The sequence below is a fragment of the Acinetobacter silvestris genome, assembly GCF_002135235.1.
GTDB lineage: Bacteria > Pseudomonadota > Gammaproteobacteria > Pseudomonadales > Moraxellaceae > Acinetobacter > Acinetobacter silvestris.
In genome coordinates this window covers 56,265-78,772 of the sequence record NZ_NEGB01000009.1, presented here as the reverse complement: position 1 = coordinate 78,772, position 22,508 = coordinate 56,265, and the positions used below count along the sequence as shown (strand labels likewise).

Here is a 22,508-nt window from a genome sequence, read left to right as displayed (position 1 = left end):
TTATTTGTTTGTTTAGTGGTTACTATGATTTTAAAAGGTGATGCAATTATTATTTTAAGGTGGTCGTATGAAGATGAAATGGGTCCCAGAATATAATACTGGAATCGATGTGATTGACGATCAACATAGAAGGATTTTAGATTATATCAATGAAATTGATGAAATCAGCGTAGGAACAGATAAAGCCAGAGTTAAACAAATTCTCAATAATATTATTGATTATACTCAGTCTCATTTTACTTTTGAAGAGAGTTTACAAGAAGAAGCTGGGTATAAATATCGTGTGCCACATAAACGCGTACATGATTTATTTATTAAAAAAATTGAAAGTTATCGGACTCGTTTTGATGAAGGCTATTCAATTGAAAGTGAACTGCATGAAGTCTTATCGAAATGGTTAATTAATCATATTCAACACGATGATGCTGATTATGTGGGTGCAGTTAAGCTCAATATGATGGGTATTATTAAAGAAAATGAAAAGAAAAAAGGAAAAAATTGGTTTGCTCGATTCTTCTCTTAGACCATCATGTTTTATGAATCAATAAGAAAAATAGCGGGGATAATAAATAAAATTTGAAGAATAAATTTAGCGTAGCAAATCATCTGATGAGATGATTTGCTTTTTTTTTTGTAATCTTTGATTTTCAGCTATGACAAAGGCAAAATAGCGTTAGACTTTTTTACGGAACTCGTCATGCAAGACAATTCTATGTCACGATGGTTATCGCCGCTGATGGCATTTTGTTTATCATTTATTATTATTGCTGGGTTAGCACCGAGTTTAGGTATTCAAATTGATCGACAAATTGATTTTTGGTTGTTATGGCTAGGCACAATGGTGCTGCTCGCTTTACCAATTGGCTATTTAGAAGTAGCTTTGGCAAAACGGTCAAAAACTACGGCTTTAAATGCACTTTCAACACTAACCCGTGATGCTGATGCATCACAAAAATGGCGTCTTGTGGGTTGGTTGGCAGTGGTATTTATTCCTTTTTTGGCTGGCGGTGTTCTTTCTAATATTAGTCAAATTGCGCTACAAGGCTCAACATTCGCGAGTCAAGCAGATTTAGTCTTAATTGGTTTGGCAATTGCTGCATTGCTACTATCCTATTTACCACGCCAAATTTTGGTACTTTTAATTGTAATAGGTGTGATTGGCTCATTGATATTGGCTAACGTGCTCGGTACTGCTTTGCAACCATGGCATGTGACCGCAATTGAATTTAAAGAATGGGGCTATGCAACAATATTAGCATTGGTGGCCAGTGGTTTAGGCTTGGGCATCTATTGGCAAACCAGTCTTTCACAAATTCAACAACAAGAGCAATCCAGTAAAACAGTGGTACCAATATGGATAGCACAGCTGATTGCAGTGATTGCATTTGGCTATTTTGCCATGAGTGCACAAGTCCCTGCATATAGCATGACTTTTGCCGCTGTAGTGGCTGCAGGGCTGATGTTACAACTTGCACGTGAACAATTGGCACAACGTCAAATTGCCCTTGTGATTCAAATCCTTATTTTACTGGCAGCATTACTTATTTGGGCGATACCAAACGTGAGTACCGTTCTTAATTCTGTCTTGATGCTATGGGGATTGGCTATTTGTTTAATTTATTCGATCTTTGCAGGTTGGATAATGAAAATTAGTCATCTACGCAAAGCGATGAATTTCAGTAATGAAATATTTTATAATATTTGGCGTATTGCAGTACGTATCGTATTGCCATTATCGATTGTACTGGCGATGATTTCATTTATTGGGCAATTCATCTAATGGCGTTTGCAGAGGAAGGTATTCAACCTAAAGTTTGGGTGGCTTATGCTGCGCCTGAACAACAATTCCATCTTGACGTGGACTATGTGGACGGAATGACCGCACAGGATGCTATTTTGAAAAGTGGAATTGAGAATTTAATTACATTACCTGAGCAGTATAGCTTAGGTATCTTTGGTACCAAAATTAAGGATAAAAATCAGGTAATTCAAGTGGGTGATCGGGTCGAAATTTATCGGGCATTGACGATTAATCCGAAAGATATTCGTCGTAATCGTGCTGCTGCAAATCCTGTTGGAAACTATTGTCGAGGCAATCGCTTTAAACAATTGAAGTGATATGAAAAACCCCTCAGTGAGGGGTTTCTTTTTATTCTAAAGTGACTATAGTGGGGGCGCATTCAAAATCGCTTCTTTAGATGCTGGCAAGCCCGGTTGAGACTCAGGAATGCTATCTAGACCTTCAATTTTGGTGACAATACCTGACTCATTAAAATAAACTTTTAAGTGTTGGCCATGTGCTGCCGGAATCTTGGCTTTTTTAGCATAAGTACCAGGGATATAGTTGTAAATGTAGTCCCAACGTAATGGATTCATTGGATCAGTGACTGTTGGGCTGCCCAGCAAGAAACGAACTTGTTGGTGTGACATACCTACTTGAATTTTTGAGGCTTGAGCTTGAGTTAACGGTGTACCTTGAGGAATATCAACTTTATATACTCCGAATACAGAACAACCACCAAGCAATGAAGCGACGAATAACGTCAGCATGATTTTTTGCATTTTGCTACACTATCCCAAATTAATTATGATGCAATTGATCCGATCATAGATCATACTGCATCTCAACTCTGTTGCATATTCCAACTTAAAATTTGTTGCGAGACCTTTTTATATGGCTATTTCAAATCAAGATTTACGCAAAGCTGGACTTAAAGTTACCCTACCACGAATCAAGATTTTGGAATTATTAGAAAATTCAAGACAACATCACTTGAGCGCAGAAGACATTTATAAAACATTACTTGAACAAGGTGAAGATGTCGGATTGGCAACTGTATATCGTGTGTTAACACAATTTGAAGCCGCTGGCATTATTCAGCGTCATCATTTTGAAAACAACCATTCAGTTTTTGAAATTATGCAAGATGATCATCATGATCATTTAGTGTGCCAAAATTGTAATAAAGTTGTTGAATTTACGAATGATACCATTGAACATGAACAACATGAAGTCGCTGAAAAGTTTGGTTTTATCCTGACAGGACATTCACTTAATCTTTACGGTTATTGTGATTCGGCTGAGTGTAAAGAAGCATATCGTAAAAAATAGAAGCACAGAAATATAACAAATCAAAAGGAGAGATAAGCTTGCTTATCTCTCCTTTTTTGCATGACTTTGAATAAATGAACGTAAATTAAAAATTATTGACCATCAAAAGTCAGTTTACTGTTGGCATTTAACAGTTGAGAACCGCCTTCTTCATCTAATTTAATTTGTAGACGTAAATCATTTGGAGAGTCAGCATGTTTTAATGCATCTTTATAGGTAATTTGCCCAGCTTTATATAGGTCAAACAAAGCTTGGTCAAAAGTTTGCATCCCCAATTCACGAGATCGTTTCATCAAATCTTTAATTTCGTGAACTTCTCCTTTACGAATTAAGTCTGAAATTAAAGGAGAGTTAATCAAAATCTCAATTGCAGCACGACGTGAATTACCATCTGGGGTAGGAATCAATTGTTGTGCAACCATTGCTCTTAGGTTTAAGGATAAATCCATAAACAATTGACTATGACGATCTGATTCAAAGAAGTGAATAATTCGGTCGATGGCTTGGTTGGCATTGTTGGCATGCAGTGTTGCAAAGACTAGATGTCCTGTCTCTGCAAAGGCAATGGCATAGTCCATGGTTTCACGTGAACGAATCTCACCAATCAAAATAACGTCAGGTGCTTGGCGTAAGGTGTTCTTTAATGCAATCTCAAAAGAATCGGTATCAATCCCAACCTCACGTTGCGTAATAATACAACCGGCATGCTCATGTACAAACTCAATCGGATCTTCAATGGTAATGATATGACCTTTAGAGTTTTTATTACGATAACCAATAATTGACGCCAGTGAAGTGGATTTACCTGTTCCCGTTGCACCAACAAAGATGATGATGCCTCGCTTAGTCATGGCTAAATCTTTTAAGATTGGAGGGAGTTTTAATTGTTCCATCGTTGGAATCACTGTTTCGATTCGACGCAGAATCATCCCTGGCATATCACGTTGTTGAAATGCACTGACACGGAAGCGTGCAGTTTTATCTTTGTTGGTAATCGCGAAGTTACATTCACGAGTATCTGCGAATTCTTTACGTTGTTTCTCACTCATAATCGAGTGAATGAGTTGCCCAACAATTTCACCGGTAAGTTTCGTTTTTGCAATCGGAACAATTTGCCCATTAATTTTCATTGATGGTTCAACATCAGCAGTGACAAATAAGTCAGAGGCTTGATGTTCAATCATTAAATTTAATAAATCATTAAAATCCATCTAAATTTCCCCAAGTTCAATTTTATAGGAATGATTCTGGTTGTTTTGCTGCATTACGTGCTATTTGAGGACTGATAACACCTTTTGATACTAAGGTTTTGAGGCTTTGATCCAGTGTGGTCATGCCATAATTGGCACCAGTCTGGATAGCAGAGTACATTTGAGCGACTTTATTTTCACGGATCAAGTTACGAATGGCTGGAACTCCAATCATAATTTCATGTGCTGCAACACGTCCGCCCCCTGTTTTTTTCAATAAGGTTTGAGAAATAACGGCTTGTAATGATTCAGATAGCATGGCACGAACCATATCTTTTTCTTCTGCTGGAAATACATCAATCACACGGTCAATGGTTTTTGCCGCAGAGGTGGTATGTAGCGTACCGAAAACCAAATGCCCCGTTTCCGCAGCAGTCAGGGCTAAACGGATGGTTTCAAGGTCACGCATCTCACCGACTAAGATAATATCCGGATCTTCACGCAATGCAGAACGCAATGCTTCGTTAAAACCATGGGTATCACGGTGTACTTCACGTTGGTTAATCAGACATTTTTTGGATTGGTGTACAAACTCGATTGGATCTTCAACGGTTAAAATATGATCATAACGATTTTCGTTAATATAATCCATCATTGCTGCAAGCGTAGTTGATTTACCCGAACCCGTTGGGCCTGTGACTAATACAATGCCACGTGGATAATCACAAATGTCTTTAAAGATTTGACCGAGTCCTAAATCTTCCATGGTCAGAACTTTTGATGGAATGGTACGAAATACTGCACCAGCACCACGGTTTTGGTTAAAGGCGTTGACACGAAAACGTGCCACGCCAGGGACTTCAAATGAAAAGTCAGTTTCTAATTTTTCTTCAAAATCACGACGCTGTTTATCATTCATAATGTCATACACCAGTTTATGTACGTCTTTATGTTCTAAAGCTGGTAAGTTAATCCGACGAACTTCACCATCTACGCGAATCAGTGGTGGCATACCTGCTGAAAGATGTAGATCTGATGCACCATTTTTTACCGAGAATGCCAGTAATTCTGTAATATCCATAATGTCCCCGAAATAAAGCTGTTAACTTAATTATTTTGTAGAATAATAAGGCTTTCACGCAGCATAACCAACAGTTTATTTAACGGGAAGCTGATTTATCTGAAATGAGACGATATCAATGAATGATCTAAACCAAGCTCGAAATCATGTACTTAAGTTAATTCAGCAAGCTTGTGTCGTTTCGAAGCGAAATGAGGATGAAGTTCAATTATTAGCTGTTTCGAAAACCCATCCAAGTGAATTGTTAAAAGAAATATATGCGACTGGGCAGCGTGCATTTGGTGAAAATTATTTACAAGAAGCTTTAGACAAAATTACAGCATTATCTGACTTAGACATTGAATGGCATTTTATTGGTCATGTACAACGTAATAAAACCAAGCATTTGGCAGAAAAGTTTGCATGGGTTCATGGTGTGGATCGTTTTATTATTGCAGAGCGATTGTCTAATCAGCGTGAAGACAATCAAGTACCTTTGAATATTTGTTTACAAGTCAATATTGATGCTCAAGAGAGCAAAGATGGTTGTAACCCTGCTGAAGTTGCAGAATTAGTGAAGTGTATCAGCCAATTACCACGGTTAAAATTACGTGGCTTAATGGTCATTCCAGCACCTAATCATCCGCATGCTTTTATGGATGCCAAGCATTTATTTGATGAGGTTAAAGTGCTGCATGCACATCCTGAAGATTGGGATACTTTAAGTATGGGAATGTCAGGAGATTTACAAGCAGCAATTGCCGCTGGTTCGACCATGGTTCGTATAGGAACAGCATTGTTTGGAAGCCGAGATTATTCGAAATAATCATATGTACAAATGCAGATGACAGCTCAATTCTAGTGGTCTGGCATATCGATTTAAGTAAATTTTAATTTCGGTTTAATCCAGCGAACGTATAAGTCATCAACAACTCTAAAGATTGAGAATATTGATGACATTATTGCATGTTCTGATTTTGGCAATTATTCAAGGTTTGGCAGAATTATTGCCAGTATCAAGCTCGGCTCATGTCATTTTAGCTGAAAAATTAATGGGTTTTGATCCGTCAGCGCCAGAGATGACCTTTTTGTTGGTGATGCTACATACAGGAACCATGTTTGCCGTGATTGCCTATTTTTGGAAGTCATGGCGACAAACCTATTTTTCTTCTTGGGAAAACTTCAAACAGCAAGCAGGATTCATTATCGTTGCGACCGGCATTACCGGTATTTTAGGGTTAACCTTACAAGAGATTATTAAGCACGTGTTTTTTGATGGAGCCAGTCATTTTGAAATAGAACAATTGTTTAGTAATTCCAAATTGATGGCGGCTGCGTTGGCTACAGTAGGTGTACTCATTATTTTATCTTCTCGTTTCGATCGTGGTCAAACAGGTGAACTAAACTTTCGTCGTGCATCCATCATTGGTGCAGTACAGGCATTTTGTTTACCTTTTAGAGGTTTTTCACGCTCAGGTGCCACTATTTCGACCAGTATATTTTTAGGTATTTCACGACAAAAAGCAGAAGAGTTTAGCTTTGCACTGGCTGTTGTGCTGACTCCAGCGGTTATTGTGAAAGAATTTTATCGATTGATTCATACACAAAATTTACAACATACACAAATTGGACACTTAATATGGCCAAGTTTAGCCGGCATGCTGTTTAGCTTTATGGCAGGTTTAGCTGCGTTAAAATGGTTGTCCGCTTGGTTAGAGCATGGACGATGGTATCTTTTTGGTATTTATTGTCTCGTTTTTTCTGGAGTGGTTTTAGCATTGAGTTAAAGTTGGACATAAATTGGCATAACATATCTTAAAGATTCAGCGCAACTTTAGTGCAGAAAGTTGAACACATGCGATCAATATATGGTTTAAAAATAGACTTTTCACGTTAATTTCAGTACAAAAATAGACTGAGAATTAAAGATACATTATTTAAACCTAAGAATAATTGAATCGAACAGGGAAGTTTATGTCTGCTTATTATCAATTGCTTGAACGAACTATCAATGATGAGGGCGTAGTTCAAGCACGTTATCAATCCACCATGAATACACAAGGTGCGTGGAATCCTGATGAACAACATATGTCACCCGCAACAGGGGTAATTTGTGCTGAATTAGAACAGTTTGCACCCCGCGAAAATATGCGTATTGGGCGGATCAGTTTTGATATTTTTGGTTTGATTTCTTTGGGTGAAATTGAGATTACGACACAAGTTATTCGGCCAGGTAAAACCATTGAGTTAATTGAGTCCATTATGACTGGACAAGGCAAAACGTTAGTCGTCGCAAGAACATGGCGAATGATCACCCAAGATAGTTCAGTCATTGCGGGTCTAGAAGATCAAGTTGTGGAAACACCTGAAAACATGCCTGATTTTGATGGTATACGAAAATGGCCGGGACGATTTATAAAAACAGTTGAGGCAAGATCTAGTCAATATCGTAATGGCAAGGGATTGGTTTGGTTGAAAACAGACTTGGAGATGGTAGAAGGACAAAAGACTTCAGACTTTGTTAATGTTGTAAGTATGGTCGATATAGCAAATGGCATCATTCCTCGCCAGAGTACCCCACTTAAATGGGGCTTCCCTAATCTAGATTTGCAATTGCATTTTTATCGTTTACCTCAAGGCAAGTGGTTAGGATTAGAGACGGTACAACAATATGGTGCCGATGGGATTGGATTGACCAGTTCTATTTTACATGATGTGCATGGGCCTTTTGGACGGAGTGAGCAGATTTTAACATTACGTAAAATAGATTAAATGCATATTTAATCTCAACACACACATCTCAAATATGGTGAATATTTACGATTATCTCCTATACCTATTTTGATTCTCGATTTATAACTCCAAATTATAAAATAAGATAAAAGGTTATAAGAGTGCTGAATCAAATTATTTATAAATTTAAAGTTTTAGTTTGGCTTTTTCTCGGGTTAGTGATTGCGGCCTGTAGTCAGCAACATATGGAGCCAGTTACGGTCGAGACTTCACAGAATATTCAAACTGAAGCAATGAAATCATCTGTCGCCAATAGTCGAGTTGCTACCAATGAAAAGCTTGGAACACGCTGGGGCGATGATATTAGCTCACATGTGACACAAGTTGATTTAAAACGGATGTCTGAAACAGCTATTTCAGAAGTTCAAGTTCGCTATGCAGGTAAGCATTATCAGGGTCAGCGTATCAATAGCATTGCATTGGCTGCGGGTAAAATTAGTTTTTCTATTATTGATGATGCTGGACGTGGTTTGCCGCTTTACCGAGATGGGCAAAATTATTATTTATCTGCCAATGACGGTCAAAGCTATCAGTTGCATTATGTAAATAGTAGCAATCAAACTTTTGAAATTGTGGCCAGTGTTGATGGTTTAGATGTGCTTGATGGTAGCCAAGCATCAAGACAAAATAGTGGTTATGTCTTACGTCCGTACGACACACTTGCGATTGAAGGTTTTCGTAAAAGTAATTCGGCTGTTGCATCATTTACCTTTTCAAAACCCAAAGATGCTTATGCTGCGAATAGTGCCAGTGGCTCAATTCGCAATACAGGCATTATTGGGACAGTCGTATATGAGTTAAAAGTGCCGAAACATAAACAAATTCCAAATAATCAGGGTTATGCACCAGCGCCGAATGCATTTCCAGCAGACTAAATGAAGTCAGTTGAATCAAGTGCTTACAGTCTAGAATAGTAGTCTTGATCCAGTTCGTTGAATATGAAGCCTCATGAAATATGGGGCATAATATTCTCTTATGTCAAACTGATAAGTAGTTTTCTGCTTAAACTTAACTCACGATTTGAATGGTACTTGCACCTGCACCTAAGGGCTTGACTTGAATTTGTACTGGAATGCGTTCGTGCATTTCCTGTATATGTGAGATTAGAACAACTTTACGCCCTTGGTTTTGTAATTGATCGAGTGCATTCATTACCATATGTAAAGATGAGGCATCTAAGGTACCGAACCCTTCATCAATAAAGAGGGATTCAATTTTCATTGAACCCGATGCCATATTGGCAATTGCTAAAGATAGGGCTAGGGCAGTCAGGAATGATTCACCGCCTGAAAGTGAAGCTACTGAACGCATTTCACCATCCATATCATGATCGATAATGGCAAGGCTAAGCGAGTGATCCAAGCGTTTTAAGGTATAACGTTGCGAAAGCATGGCCAATTGTTGGTTGGCATGTTCCAGTAAAATATCTAAATTATATTGTTGTGCATAATCACGGAATTTTTTACCGTTCGCATCACCCATGAGTCCTGAAATTTTGCCCCAACGATGTTCTTCCTGTTGAATCGCTTGAATCTGATCTGAAAATTTAGCTTGATTTGCTAAACTATCCTGATGTCGTGCTAGATCAACTTTCAGTTTATCCAATACTTCAGATTGGGCCGCTAAAGCCTCTAGGTTGTCTTTTACATTCTGTATTAAGACAGATAGTTCAATACTTGGTTGATGACTGAGGTGTGCTGTCTGTTGCTCTTGTAAGGTTTTTAATGCGGACGCACTTTCATTGAGTAAGCGTTCACTACTTTGAAGCTTGCTACGAAGCTCTTGTTCTTGCACAGTACTGATTTGAACCAAATTGATTAAATCATGAGTGGTGAACTCTGGATGTATGTTTAACCAATTTTCAATGTCAATATGGGTCTGATCAAGACTAGTTTGATTCTCAATTTGTCTAGAGAGTAATTGTTTTAACTCATTCTGTTGTTTTTCAAAATCGATCCTCAACTGTTCAAAGCTTTGCTTTTGCTGTTGGTAGATATGTTGTTTTTGTTGGCGCTCTGCATCATGTTGAATTAACCATTCATGCGGTTTTACTTCAGATAAATTCGTTATTTCATGAATCAGTTGAGTAGCAATCTGAGTATTTTGTTGTCCTTTAGCATAAGTATCATCACGAGCTTGCATTGTTTCAGCCATAAGTTTGGTTAAATTATTCTGATCTACATCAATTAAGCTTAAATTTCGATTCAGGAGATCTAAGTTTTTAACCAACTTATCTAAGCTCATTAAATGTTGAGCTCGATTCGATAATGCGGTTAAAACATGCTTTGCATACGTCGTAGTTTGCATTGCCCACTGCTCTTGTTCAGTGTCGCTCAAACACGCCGTAATATGTTGTATTTGCTGCTGTAAATTTTTTGCATGACTCAGTTGATACTGAATATTTTGAACTTGTTGCACTAAAGCATTTTGCTGTTGGATTGTTTGATTGAGTGTTTTTAACTGGGTCTCAACCTGCTGTTTGTCATTTTGAAATTGAGTTTCAGACTCTATAACTTGTCTTTCAATCTGATTCGATGTTTGTTCAAAGTTAATTTGAATCTGCAAATTAGAAAATTGTTGTGCTAATTCATTTTGTTGAATTTCTAGTTTTCCAAGATTGCTTTTAAGGGTATTTGTGAGCTGCTCAAGTTCAGATTGTACTTTCGTGGTTTGTTGTTGTGCCGTTTGCCACAGTTGAAAAGTCTGTTGCTCCTTTAGAATGGCTCGCTGTTCTTGCTGTTGTTGCAATTCAAACATGGCTTTTGAGACTTGTGATACATCATCTCGATAGGGGTGAGCCAGACTACCACACACCAAACAAGGCTCATTCGCAACTAAATTTTCACGTAACTTTTCGATATTTTCAGCATGTAATAAACGCTGTTGTTGCAAAATCTGCTGTAGATTAATTCGCTCATTTTTCGCCGTTTCAAAGGCTTGCTCAGCTTGGCTACTGGTTTGATTGAGTTCGATGGAGTGTGTCTGGAATGTCTGTAATTTAGCTTGATGTTTGGATAGATCCGTATGTAATTCAAAATATTGCTTTAATTTTTGTTTTGCAAGATCAAACTGATTGAGCTGTGAAATTTTTATTTCACGCTCAGTATTGAGTTGCGTTAACTGTGGTTCAATCTGTGGGATTGAACCAAACGCAGTGTTGAGCTGATTAAGCTTGAATTGATCATCTGTAAGTTTAGACTGCGCTTGGGTAATATCACCTAAGCTATTTTCAATATTTCGATACTGAATAATAAACTGTTGTAATTGTTGGATGTGTGCCTGAATGCCTTGATCAAGGGGATTAAAATTTATTGTTTCAGATAACTGCTTTTGCGTAATTTCTTGCTGATCGGTCAGCTTTGAAATTTCTAATTCAATCTTCTGCTTTTGTGCAATTAAAGGCTGTTGTTGAGCATCTAATTCGAAACATCGAGTTTTTAACTTATTAAATTCTGCACCAATGAAATCACGCTCTTGAATACAGCTGCGAACTTGCTTTAATGCATCTACGTGGATAATTTCAAAATCTTGTAAAGTTTTGAGTGCTGTTTCAGCTTGTTGATAGTTTTGTTTTTCAAGATTAAATTGTTTAGCCACGACATCAAAAGATTGCTGTAATTGCTGAATTTGTGGTTTAAGTTGTCGCTCAATGGTTATAAGTTGAGTTTGCTGAGAAACAACAGGGCGAATACTTGAAAATATTTCTAAACGGTTCAGTTGCTGACGTTCAGGTGCTAACTGTTGCTGAATATTCAGTTGAGTATCATAAGATTGTTGTTTAAGGACAATCTCGTAATTTAAATCTTGTTTACGCTCAAACCAAAGTTGCTGTTTGGCTAAATGTGCTTTTTCAATGTCTAGTTTTTTATATTCTGTCTCAACAGTTATAAATTGTTGATTCAGCTCAGCAGCAGCTTCATCCGATAAAATTTCAATATGACCGAGCACATTTTCTAATGCTTTACGTTGATTAGTAATCGCTTTGGTTTTTTCATAGGCCAATTGACCAATTTTTCCAAAAATATTCGAATTCGTTAAATATTCAAGTAATTCACCACGTTCATTGTCACGAGCTTTTAAGAATACAGTGACTTCCGACTGCGCTAATAACACCGCACGGGTAAATTGCTCAAAACTCAGTTGAGTGATTTTATTAATTGCAGAATCAACTGCTTTGGCTTTGTCTGCAATCACTATACCATCGGTTTCACATTTTAAATAACGTTGTACACTTTGTAATTTACCATTGGCATTTTCACGGGCACGCTTAATTTCCCAACGTGCTAAATAGTGTTTTTGGTCTTGTGCAACAAAACGAAGTTCTGCAAAACCATGTGCAGTACCTCGACGTAAGACCGTCAGTGGGGAGTTGGTTAAAAGCTCTGATCCATCCACATCTTGTAACTTACCATCGCTATCTTTTAAGCGTGGAATTTTATTAAAGAGTGCTAAACACATTGCATCTAAAATGGTGGATTTCCCAGCACCTGTTTTCCCGACAATAGCGACTAAGCCCGCACTGGCTAAAGGCTCAGTTTCAAAATCAATAAAATGTTCCCCAGAAAGAGATGCCAAGTTTTTTATGCGAATAGATAAAATTTTCATGGCAGTCCTTAATCCGAATGTTCATCTTCAAGTGTTTTTTGTGCATCATTCATTAAGCTTATAAAGTCTTTTAAAACATTATCATCTGCTGAATAGCCTTGTTTCTCCCAAATTTGTTGGAATAATTTTTCAGGCGTAGGTGGCTCAAGGCTCATACTTGAAGCTTCTATATTGTGAGCTTCATGATTCAAATACTGACGTGAAATACGTACCAAACGATAACGATCTTTGGGTAAAGCATCTTCAAACTGTTGTCTTAAATTCGGTTGGGGCGGAGTTAGGGTATGGTATTCAATATCGACATATTCACGCTGATCAATATTGCTGATTTCACCACTGGCTAAAGCCTTGAGTTTTTCAAAAACCTCATTCAGCTCACCTTTGATTTTATGGAGTTGCACACTGCGTGGAATAGCAATGGCCTGAAATTGAAATCGTGACTCATCTTCTTTAGTGGGGGCGATAGTCACATCAACCACCTGATGCTTATAGTTGATTTCACTAAAAGATAGCGGGATAGGCGAGCCACTATAGCGAATATGCGCATGCTGAACTTTTTGTGGTTTATGTAAATGTCCAAGTGCGACGTAATCAATCACCTCATCAAATAAGGCAATCGACAGCGCTTCTTCATTACCAATAATAATCGGGCGTTCTGAATCGGAGGTTTCACCGCCTTGCATATGGGCGTGTGACATTAAAATTAAAGCTTGATCAGCAGTCTTCCGCTGCTTAGCTTCAGCAATCAATTGTTGATGCAAGTAGGCAATTGCACTTTGACTATTGCTGGTTTGTTCATTAATGCCAGTAATTTCCGCAGCGCGTAAAAAAGGCAGGCTTAAACACCAAGCGACAATATTTTTTTGTGCATCATAAATGGGTACAAGTAACCGTTCTAAGTCAATTTGCCCATCGGCTTGTTTATGAATGACACCGACTGTCTTGGCATTGTATTTCTCTAACAGGGGCTCAACTTGTTCAATCCGATAACCTGAGTCGTGATTGCCCGCAATCATTAAGGTTTGCATATGAGGTGCAAGATCATGTGCGTCGGCTAAAAATTGATAAAGTTGTTTTTGTGCTTTGGATGCAGGATTAATCACATCAAAAATATCACCAGCGATGAGCAGGGCATTCGGTTGTTTTTCTTGAATCTGTTTAAGTAACCATATTAAAAATTGTTCATGTTCATAGTCACGAGAATGGTTATAAAAAAATTGCCCTAAATGCCAATCAGATGTATGTAAAAAACGAACTGTCATAATTTTTGTCCTATGCCCCGAAGAACATAGTAGCGAAACTGAGTCCTGTTATTCTAGTCTTTAATGTATTTATCACGTCAAAGACTGACGTTGGGCTGATGCACTTTTTGCAAGGCATGCAGCATCTTCAGTACCATTTTATGGATTTCGTAGCTGCTGTCATCATTCAATCAAATTTCTTTATTTTAGAAATAAAAACAGCATTCGATTAGGGAAATTGTAAATTGCAGATAAAATAAAGCCGACGATTCGAGTGATATTAAATCGTCGGCCAAAATACTTCATTTACTTCGATTTAGGCTGCTGTTCCAAATCTATGTCTGAAGTATGAGTTTATTGGTCTCATGGAAGCTAAGGTCAGTGAAGTTTTCTACCGATGCCAGTGTAAAAAACTCGTACTGTAAGCTTTATACCTATATAACGACATGACTTTTGAATTGGTTGACAAGAAAATCAAAAAAAATTAGAAAAACTTTCTATAATGTATTTTTAAGATATTTCGGTCGTTATCATGGTCTCTCTAAACCAATATTATGTGTGGTTTTTTATACTTTGTTTCGTATTGACCCTAATTGCTGGTGTGTTAATGGTTTTTTTACCAAATGAGATTGCTGGTGTTTTAACGGCAATACCTTATTTAATCGCCATGATTATCGTATTACATAAGTTTTTAAAACAACAACAGCGTGCACCGACTCATGAAGAACGGAAAAAAATTACATTTGCATTTACTTTGATATTTTGGGGTTATAACTTAATTGGTATGCTTGCAGGCGTGACTTATTTTTCTAGAAATGATCCAGAAATTTGGTCGACTTTTGTAATGTATATGCAAAACCCTCAATTTTTGGTGACTGCGCTGATCATGATGCTATTTCTGGCTGTTCCTTTATATTTAATTACCTATTGGTTTTATGGTAAACAAGCGCAGCGAATGGCAAATAAAATGTTTCGATAAAATCTATTTTAAATTATTTGCATCAGTATTGATCTTCGCTTATATCTGAACTTTGCCAGCAATGTAAAAACAAGCTCTATCTAAATGTTTTAAAGCGGAAACCCTTATTGCCTTTACCGAGTTTTATAATGCGCTTCATGATGGGGGCAGCCGCAATTAGTATTAAATGGGCAATATGTCAAACCTCAGGCATTGCAGAATGAAGGGTTTTATTTTAAATATCCTAATCTAAAGAATGCTTTGCAACAAATCCTAGTCGCTGATTGACGATTGAAGTCGATTGGTGCTGTAAGCAAGAGGCGAGATCAAAGTCGGTTGTTTTAATATGAACTGTCTCAGTAAGCGTGCAGATGATGGTCCCATACATAAACCATTCCGATAATGTCCAAAATTGGCCCATAAATTGTTGAGTTCAGGCATTTGCCCAATATAAGGGATCCCAGTAGGTGAGCTTGGACGTAGACCTGCCCATTGTTTAACAATAGGAAAATCAGCAAGTTCAGGAACCATTTTAACACAAGCTTTAAAAATATTTTGTTGGGTCTGTACGGATGGTCGTTGGTCAAAGCCGATATTATCCATACTTGAACCACAAACCACATGGCCATCTAAACGTGGAATAAGATACATGACCTTATTCATACACATGGTTGGTAACCAATTTTCAGGGGTTTTAAATAGCAGCATTTGTCCCTGAACGGGGTTCACAGGGATGTTTAAATGGAGTTGTTCTGACCAATGGTTTGACCACGCACCAGTAGCAATCACATAGTGATCTGCGTAAATTTTTTGTCCACTTTGTGTTTGAATAAATTCAATCTGTTGACTGTTTTTTTGAAATTTATCGATCCAGGTATTTTCATAAAATTGTACCTGTGGATGCTGTTTGAGATAGGTGATAAGTGATTTTAACAAGCGCGGATTACGAACATTGGCCAGTTGTGGAAAATAAAGGGCGTGTTTGAAGTGTTCTGAAACGTGTGGATTTACTTTTTTAAGTTGTTCTTGTTGTAAATATTCACAATGTTGCATGGGGTGTTGATGTTGGTCTTTATAGTTTAAGCCAATTTCAAAATCCTCTTCATCAAAAATCAGCATTCCTGATTCATGGATTTGAAAATCAATCCCTGTGTGGGGTAGGAGTTTTTCGTTCCATTCCTGATAGAAAGCTTTACCAAATTGAGCCAATTGATTGACCGCATCAGGATATCGCCATGGATACATGGGCGAGAGAATTCCTCCCCCAGCCCATGATGCAGCATTGCCAGCATGTTGTTGATCAAAAATACTAACGCTACAACCTTGCTCTACAAGTTCTACAGCAGACAATAAACCACTTATCCCTGCTCCAATAATGGCGATATGCATCGTGCATCCAATTTTTAAAGGTGAGTCAGTAAAGCTTTCTACAGAAATAACAATTAATGAATTTCTTTGAGTTTTCGTGCGGCATCTTCCGCAAAATAGGTCCAAATTCCATCTGCACCAGCACGACGGCAGCACATCAACGATTCCATGATCACGCTATCTGATAACCAACCATTTTGAATAGCCGCAGCTAACATCGCATACTCACCACTGACTTGATAAACAAACGTCGGTACACCAAAGGTATCTTTCACTTCACGCACTACATCTAAATATGGCATACCTGGTTTAACAATCACCATATCTGCACCTTCTTGAATATCGAGTGCGATTTCATGCAATGCTTCAGCACGGTTGCCAACATCCATTTGGTAATTATATTTATTGTCACCTTTGAGATTGGAGGATGAGCCGACGGCATCACGGAATGGGCCATAGAAACTAGAAGCATATTTGGCAGAATACGCCATAATACTGGTGTAGATATGACCATTTGCTTCTAAAGCTTGGCGGATTGCACCGATACGGCCATCCATCATATCACTCGGTGCAATAACATCTGCACCTGCTTCTGCATGGCTTAAAGCCTGTTTAATGAGGCAGTCAACGGTTTCATCATTGAGTACATAACCAGTCTCATCGATGATGCCATCTTGGCCATGTGTGGTATATGGGTCAAGTGCACCATCGGTGATTAAAACCATTTCAGGTAATTCTTTTTTTAAAAGTCGTAAGGTATTTTGTACCAAACCATCTGCATGCCATGCGGCTTCAGCCGTCAGGCTTTTGTCTTGTTGTGGTGTAACAGGAAATAAAGCCAGTTTAGATACACCCAGTTCAAGTAGGGTTTCAGCTTTTTTGAGTAATAAGTCAGCCGAAAGACGCTGAACGTTGGGCATGCTCGGAATATCTTGCGTTTGATTCTGTCCCGGAAGTACAAATACTGGATAAATCAGATGATCAGCAGTTAAATGCGTTTCGCTGACCATGGCTCTTAGTTTGTCATTCTTGCGAATACGACGCATGCGAGTAGCTGGAAAAGCAGGACGATTGAACGTATAGGTCATAACAATCTCAGTGATCAGTATTAAACTTTTATATATTGTAGCCTTATAATCGTATTTTTGGGAAAAGGCAGTCAGTTTTTTCTCAATATCTGAATTTTGAGTAGGTTTTTAGTATTTTATGAGTGATTCTCCTAAAAGTGATTCTCCTAAAAGTGAGTCACAAAAAAAATGGACAGGTAATATCCATTTAGGTTCTAAGGTCGATTTGAATGTCGTCTTAAATCAATTGACCCAAGCTTTTAATGGTTCGCCTTATTTTTCGCATAACACCATGCAAATGCGAGTCGTTGACGGTGAAATTGAAGGCTATATTGAAATGAAACCCTTTTTGATTGGCAATGTGGCCTTTCAAATTTTGCATGGTGGCGTTGCTGCAACGCTGCTCGATAGTATTGGTGGCATTGTGGCAATGGGCGAGTTGTATCAGCGTTCAGAACCTGAAACTTTAGCCGATACTTTGAAAAAAGTGGCACGTTTGGCAACAGTAGATATGCGGGTTGATTATCTTGCACCTGGACGGGGTGAGTATTTTATTGCCAAAGCAGAAACGCTGCGTATGGGGCGTAAAGGATGTACCATGCGTATGACCATGACCAATAATGAAGGTAAAGCGATTGCGACGGCCATTGCTTCATATGCCTATTAAGTCATCAATACATTTATAAAATAACGCAAAAATAAGTCATCAAAATAATCATTTTGATGACTTATTTTTTATTTGAAATAAGAATAATATTGAGGATTATCAAAATATTTAATCTAAATAAACTCTAGAGTTATATTTTTATTCTCGTAATATGATTTTTAACTGTAAAATTGGTTTTCAAAATTTGAAGAAAATCGACTTTCTCATCAATCTTATCTCTCATACATTTTGAAGCAACGGGTCAAGCTTTGTTTTTAAAAGTGCTGTAGAGATGGATGTGACCAAGTCCATACCTAGACCTAGGAACATGCGATGACGGATGCCCCAAATACCCCTGCACCCCAAAATGAATCAGCCGATACAGATGAGGCGATGAAAGCTAAACGTAAAAAAATGTTGGTGATTGTTGCTTTAGTGATCATTGTTGCTGCGGTTATTTATGCGCTTTGGGCTTTTATTTTTAGTGGCTCAGTGAATACAGACAATGCTTATGTGGGTGCTGAAACTGCTGAAATTACATCGATGGTCAGTGGTCAGGTTGCTGAAGTTAAAGTGAGTAATACCCAACAAGTGAAAAAGGGTGACTTACTTGCAGTCATTGATAACCGTGATGCCAGAATCGCTTTAGCACAAGCACAAGCAGAATTGGCAAAAGCACAACGTCAATATACGCAAAGTTCAGCCAATAGTAATTCTTTAACTTCTCAAGTGTTAGTCAGTAGTGATGATATTAATAGTGCAAAAGCACAAGTCGCTCAAGCACAGGTTGAAGTTGAACGTGCACAGGCAGAATTGGCACGTCGTATACAATTAGGTGCATCAGGCGCAATTTCTAAAGAAGAGCTGGCTACATCGCAAAGTGCATTTAATACAACAAAAGCAAATCTTGAAGTCGCGAAAGCAGGTTTGGCGCAAGCAGAGTCAAAACGTAAAGCTGCTGAAAGTAATTTGGCCGCCAATGATGCATTAATTAAAGGTGCAAATCAGGCATCAACGCCAGATGTATTAGTTGCTCAGGCAAAAGTTGATCAAGCTAAGTTGGACTTACAGCGTACTGAAATACGTGCACCTTTAAATGGTGTGGTTGCCCAACGGAGTGTCCAAGTTGGTCAACGTGTCGCACCTGGGTCAATGCTCATGAGTGTTGTTCCAGTTTCAGATGTTTATGTTGATGCCAATTTCAAAGAAAGCCAATTGGAAAAAGTTCGAGTTGGGCAAAAGGCCACATTAACTTCTGACTTATACGGTAAGAGCGTTGAATACCACGGTACTGTTGTTGGCTTCTCAGGCGGTACGGGCGCTGCATTTGCGTTAATTCCCGCACAGAATGCGACAGGGAACTGGATTAAAGTGGTACAGCGTTTACCTGTTCGTATTCAGCTTGATCCAAAAGAACTGGCGGAACACCCATTACGAGTAGGCTTGTCTATGGATGCTACCATTGACTTGACTTCGAAGTAATGACTTATGAATAGCACAGCACTGTATGGTGATTTGAAAGGCGGCAAATTATTGCTCGCAGCTTTCGTATTGGCTTTAGCCAATTTTATGGTGGTGCTTGATATGACCATCGCCAATGTTTCTGTGCCCCATATTACGGGAAGTCTGGCTGTTTCTAGCTCGCAAGGCACGTGGGTGATTACCTCATATGCTGTTGCGGAAGCAATTTGTGTACCTTTAACAGGCTGGCTGGCTGGGCGCTTTGGAGCTGTTCGGATCTTTACCGTGAGTTTGATTGGATTTACAGTTTTTTCAGTACTCTGTGGATTATCAAATAGCTTGGCAATGTTAGTGATTTGCCGTATTGGGCAGGGGATCTTCGGTGGTCCAATTATGCCACTTACGCAAATGTTGCTGATGCGAATATTTCCACCTGAAAAACAATCTCAGGCAATGGGGATGTGGGCAATGACCACGGTTGTTGGTCCGATTCTTGGGCCAATCCTTGGGGGGACGATTAGTGACAACCTCTCTTGGCACTGGATTTTCTTTATTAATATTCCAGTTGGAATATTTTGTGCGGTTGGTGCAATGCGTTTATTAAAAGTCGCTGAAACCCCGATTGCAAAATTAAAAGTTGATAGCATTGGCTTAGCACTATTAATTCTTTGGATTGGTGCGTTACAACTTATGCTAGATTTAGGGCATGAGCGTGATTGGTTTAATAGCGGTTTTATCTGCGCCTTAGCTGTGATTATGGTGATTGGCTTTGTGGTCTTTGTGATCTGGGAAATGACCGAAAAGCATCCCGTCGTCAATATTCACATCTTTAAACATAAAGGTTTTACCATTGCGACCATGTCATTGGCGTTTGCTTTCGGTGCATTCTTTGGCAGTATCGTGCTTATTCCACAGTGGCTACAGTATAACTTAGGTTATACCGCGACATGGGCGGGTTATCTCACGGCAACCATGGGTTTTGGTAGTTTAACCATGTCACCTATAGTTGCAAAACTTGCAACTAAACATGATCCGCGGGCTTTAGCCAGTTTCGGATTGATGATTTTAGGTGGCGTAACTCTAATGCGAGCCTTTTGGACGACAGATGCTGATTTTATGTCTTTAGCATGGCCGCAAATTATTCAGGGCTTTGCAGTCCCATTCTTCTTTATCCCATTAACCAATATTGCTTTGGGAGCAGTACGACCTGATGAAATTGCATCAGCTGCAGGTCTAATGAATTTCGTCCGTACTATGGCAGGGGCGATTGGTGCATCCATTGCAGTAACGATTTGGGATGATCATAGTAAATTGGCGCGTAGCGAAATTGTATCAACCATGCATACTGAGTCAACACAGCAGCAGTTGGTTCAACATGGATTAAGTCCTGAAAGTGCATTAGGGGTGATTTCTAGTTTAGTTGATAAAGAAGCACTGACTTTGTCGGTGAATCATGTCTTTTTAATTTTTGCGATGATTTTTATTTTTGCTGGACTGATTATTTGGTTATGCCCTAAGCCGAAAGGAAGTGTTGGTGCTGAGCATGTGCATTGATGAGTATGAAAGCTGTTAATTTAGGGAAAGCTTAAGTATTGAAATAACTTGTCAGCGTGTGCTTGATTTTAAAATGTCATAATTTTAGTTAAAAGCCTAACTTATTAAATAATTTAGGCTTTTAATGTTTTGGCGAAATGGTCTTTGTAGAGATTATTGGTTTAATTATTTTAATACAAATATGCAAATTTATGGTGTACATAATAATTGTGATGGGCTTTTAAAGGTCTACATTTTATATCTGATTTTTTAATTTGACCTTGTATCCCTTGAGTTCAATATTTTTCAAAGGATATACAGAAGGATACAAGCAAAGCAATACTATATACTTTTAAGTTCAGGCATAAAAAAAGGCTTAACCCCTTTAGGATTAAGCCTTTCAGTTCCAAAACTTGGCATGTTCTGCCATGTTTTGGAGAGTATTTGGGATGGCGGCAATTGAACTGAATGTATAACTTATTGTTTACTCTTTGTTTATTTTATACATAAAAGTCTAGTGTACATGACAGTGTACAGATTAATGTTTGCTAGGCTTATTTTAATCGAGATTGGTAGTTGAGTAGGGCGAAATATTGATAGGTCAGGATCAGATTTAGAATTGTATCCTGTTTGGTAAAACTCCACTTTTTATGGTTCTTATGCTCGTTTTTTTTGACGAACTTAGCAAAATCAAAATCGCTATACCTCTATGGTCATAATCACCATTTAGCTACCATTTGCCCCGCATTTAAAATGTGAGAAAGATCACTTATATCTCACAGGGGAAAGGATGCCATTTGAAATGCGTACCTGCTCCCTCAATTTGAGGTTCAGATGTAACTACATTATGCTATTCGAACCTGACAAAACCTGACTTTTAAAACGGTGTACCTGTTAAGAATTATTAAGACTTAAACCTAACCTATGAGCTTTATAAAACCTTAAATCAATCGGTCATCGAGTAGTAGTTAAATAAACAAAAGCAATCATACCAAATTATAAGATAAGATCACCTGATGGTAATTAAGGTATCCAGTGTTATTTAAGGAATAATAATTTATATGAATATAAATGAACTAGTTAACTACATTGAAGTAGGTAGGACAAAGCCAGTAGTTGTGAATCGTGTTTTATTAGAATCGTTTGGCAATTATATGAGAATAATTGGTTTTTTAACAAAAACCGAAATATTAATATCATATTTTTATTATGATGAAATCAATGAAGATACTGGGGTAAATATCGTACTTGAATATGAATCAATTGAGATGGCTATTGAATCAATTGAGCAGTTTTTAGAATCTCCATTAGATGAATGGGAGAATTTTAATCGCACTGGAAATTATCCAGAACCTTTGAGTCACGATGTTGATGATAAATGGACTGATTTAGTTTGTAACATCAAACAAGGCACCTTGATTCCAAAAGGTTATAGTGATGTCCGTATGAATATATAGTTATGCGTACTTACGAT

The 22,508-nt window shown here is 38.1% G+C and carries 21 protein-coding genes; 14 read left to right on the top strand and 7 right to left on the bottom strand.

Going from position 1 to position 22,508, the window contains the following annotated elements; translation table 11 throughout:
- Window positions 1-67 precede the first annotated feature (67 nt).
- The 3 genes from B9T28_RS13375 to B9T28_RS13365 all read left to right on the top strand — a co-directional run bounded on the left by B9T28_RS13375 (window position 68) and on the right by B9T28_RS13365 (window position 2,118).
- Window positions 68-523 (top strand): bacteriohemerythrin, encoded by a 456-nt coding sequence (locus tag B9T28_RS13375; RefSeq protein WP_086204478.1) that lies wholly within the window; start codon window positions 68-70, stop codon window positions 521-523.
- A 174-nt stretch (window positions 524-697) separates the two neighbouring features.
- On the top strand, window positions 698-1,780 hold the full coding sequence (locus tag B9T28_RS13370; protein WP_213032979.1) for a hypothetical protein: 1,083 nt from the start codon (window positions 698-700) through the stop codon (window positions 1,778-1,780).
- Window positions 1,780-2,118: an RnfH family protein gene (locus B9T28_RS13365; RefSeq protein WP_086204477.1), complete on the top strand. Its 339-nt coding sequence runs from the start codon at window positions 1,780-1,782 to the stop codon at window positions 2,116-2,118. The genes B9T28_RS13370 and B9T28_RS13365 overlap by 1 nt, the downstream gene beginning before the upstream one ends.
- Window positions 2,119-2,163: 45 nt before the next feature.
- On the opposite strand, the gene B9T28_RS13360 is transcribed toward B9T28_RS13365, so the two are convergent.
- Window positions 2,164-2,562, bottom strand: coding sequence for an outer membrane protein assembly factor BamE (locus B9T28_RS13360; RefSeq protein WP_086204476.1), 399 nt, complete (start codon window positions 2,560-2,562; stop codon window positions 2,164-2,166).
- Window positions 2,563-2,674: 112 nt separating this feature from the next.
- On the opposite strand from B9T28_RS13360, the gene fur reads away from it, so the two are divergent.
- Window positions 2,675-3,112 (top strand): ferric iron uptake transcriptional regulator, encoded by a 438-nt coding sequence (fur, locus tag B9T28_RS13355; RefSeq protein ID WP_086204475.1) that lies wholly within the window; start codon window positions 2,675-2,677, stop codon window positions 3,110-3,112.
- 92 nt (window positions 3,113-3,204) lie between these two features.
- On the opposite strand, the gene B9T28_RS13350 is transcribed toward fur, so the two are convergent.
- Together B9T28_RS13350 and B9T28_RS13345 are read right to left on the bottom strand one after the other, a co-directional pair.
- A complete protein-coding gene (locus B9T28_RS13350; RefSeq protein ID WP_086204474.1) occupies window positions 3,205-4,323 on the bottom strand; it encodes a PilT/PilU family type 4a pilus ATPase in 1,119 nt (372 codons plus the stop codon).
- 22 nt (window positions 4,324-4,345) lie between these two features.
- Window positions 4,346-5,383: a type IV pilus twitching motility protein PilT gene (locus B9T28_RS13345; RefSeq protein WP_086204473.1), complete on the bottom strand. Its 1,038-nt coding sequence runs from the start codon at window positions 5,381-5,383 to the stop codon at window positions 4,346-4,348.
- 118 nt (window positions 5,384-5,501) lie between these two features.
- Here B9T28_RS13345 and B9T28_RS13340 point away from each other — a divergent pair, with 118 nt between their 5' ends.
- The 4 genes from B9T28_RS13340 (at window position 5,502) to B9T28_RS13325 (ending at window position 9,030) form a co-directional block, all read left to right on the top strand.
- Window positions 5,502-6,188, top strand: a complete 687-nt coding sequence (locus tag B9T28_RS13340; protein WP_086204472.1) for a YggS family pyridoxal phosphate-dependent enzyme — start codon at window positions 5,502-5,504, stop codon at window positions 6,186-6,188.
- A 127-nt stretch (window positions 6,189-6,315) separates the two neighbouring features.
- Window positions 6,316-7,149 carry an undecaprenyl-diphosphate phosphatase gene (locus B9T28_RS13335; RefSeq protein WP_086204471.1) on the top strand — a complete coding sequence of 278 codons (834 nt, stop codon included), beginning with the start codon at window positions 6,316-6,318 and terminating at the stop codon, window positions 7,147-7,149.
- A gap of 187 nt (window positions 7,150-7,336) precedes the next feature.
- Window positions 7,337-8,134, top strand: a complete 798-nt coding sequence (locus B9T28_RS13330; protein ID WP_086204470.1) for a thioesterase family protein — start codon at window positions 7,337-7,339, stop codon at window positions 8,132-8,134.
- Between the two features lie 137 nt (window positions 8,135-8,271).
- Complete coding sequence (locus B9T28_RS13325; RefSeq protein WP_086204502.1) at window positions 8,272-9,030, top strand: hypothetical protein; 759 nt, start codon at window positions 8,272-8,274, stop codon at window positions 9,028-9,030.
- Between the two features lie 133 nt (window positions 9,031-9,163).
- Here B9T28_RS13325 and B9T28_RS13320 read toward each other — a convergent pair whose 3' ends face one another.
- Together B9T28_RS13320 and B9T28_RS13315 are read right to left on the bottom strand one after the other, a co-directional pair.
- The gene (locus B9T28_RS13320) at window positions 9,164-12,760 is read right to left on the bottom strand and encodes an AAA family ATPase (RefSeq protein ID WP_086204469.1); all 3,597 of its coding nucleotides are present in this window, start codon (window positions 12,758-12,760) and stop codon (window positions 9,164-9,166) included.
- Between the two features lie 8 nt (window positions 12,761-12,768).
- Window positions 12,769-14,022: an exonuclease SbcCD subunit D C-terminal domain-containing protein gene (locus tag B9T28_RS13315; RefSeq protein ID WP_086204468.1), complete on the bottom strand. Its 1,254-nt coding sequence runs from the start codon at window positions 14,020-14,022 to the stop codon at window positions 12,769-12,771.
- A 511-nt stretch (window positions 14,023-14,533) separates the two neighbouring features.
- On the opposite strand from B9T28_RS13315, the gene B9T28_RS13310 reads away from it, so the two are divergent.
- Complete coding sequence (locus tag B9T28_RS13310) at window positions 14,534-14,980, top strand: ABZJ_00895 family protein (RefSeq protein WP_086204467.1); 447 nt, start codon at window positions 14,534-14,536, stop codon at window positions 14,978-14,980.
- 192 nt (window positions 14,981-15,172) lie between these two features.
- Window positions 15,173-15,247 carry a hypothetical protein gene (locus B9T28_RS15165; RefSeq protein ID WP_350308300.1) on the top strand — a complete coding sequence of 25 codons (75 nt, stop codon included), beginning with the start codon at window positions 15,173-15,175 and terminating at the stop codon, window positions 15,245-15,247.
- On the opposite strand, the gene thiO is transcribed toward B9T28_RS15165, so the two are convergent.
- Both thiO and hemB read right to left on the bottom strand, forming a co-directional pair.
- Window positions 15,233-16,348 (bottom strand): glycine oxidase ThiO, encoded by a 1,116-nt coding sequence (gene thiO, locus B9T28_RS13300; RefSeq protein ID WP_086204466.1) that lies wholly within the window; start codon window positions 16,346-16,348, stop codon window positions 15,233-15,235. The genes B9T28_RS15165 and thiO overlap by 15 nt on opposite strands.
- 53 nt (window positions 16,349-16,401) lie before the next feature.
- Complete coding sequence (hemB, locus tag B9T28_RS13295) at window positions 16,402-17,415, bottom strand: porphobilinogen synthase (RefSeq protein ID WP_086204465.1); 1,014 nt, start codon at window positions 17,413-17,415, stop codon at window positions 16,402-16,404.
- A gap of 118 nt (window positions 17,416-17,533) precedes the next feature.
- Here hemB and B9T28_RS13290 point away from each other — a divergent pair, with 118 nt between their 5' ends.
- The 4 genes from B9T28_RS13290 to B9T28_RS13275 all read left to right on the top strand — a co-directional run bounded on the left by B9T28_RS13290 (window position 17,534) and on the right by B9T28_RS13275 (window position 22,491).
- Window positions 17,534-18,061 (top strand): thioesterase family protein, encoded by a 528-nt coding sequence (locus B9T28_RS13290; protein WP_086204464.1) that lies wholly within the window; start codon window positions 17,534-17,536, stop codon window positions 18,059-18,061.
- A 312-nt stretch (window positions 18,062-18,373) separates the two neighbouring features.
- Complete coding sequence (locus B9T28_RS13285) at window positions 18,374-19,522, top strand: HlyD family secretion protein (protein ID WP_086204463.1); 1,149 nt, start codon at window positions 18,374-18,376, stop codon at window positions 19,520-19,522.
- Window positions 19,523-19,528: 6 nt separating this feature from the next.
- Entirely contained in the window at window positions 19,529-21,055 is a 1,527-nt protein-coding gene (locus B9T28_RS13280) for a DHA2 family efflux MFS transporter permease subunit (RefSeq protein WP_086204462.1), read from the top strand.
- A gap of 1,040 nt (window positions 21,056-22,095) precedes the next feature.
- A complete protein-coding gene (locus B9T28_RS13275; RefSeq protein WP_086204461.1) occupies window positions 22,096-22,491 on the top strand; it encodes a hypothetical protein in 396 nt (131 codons plus the stop codon).
- Window positions 22,492-22,508 lie beyond the last annotated feature (17 nt).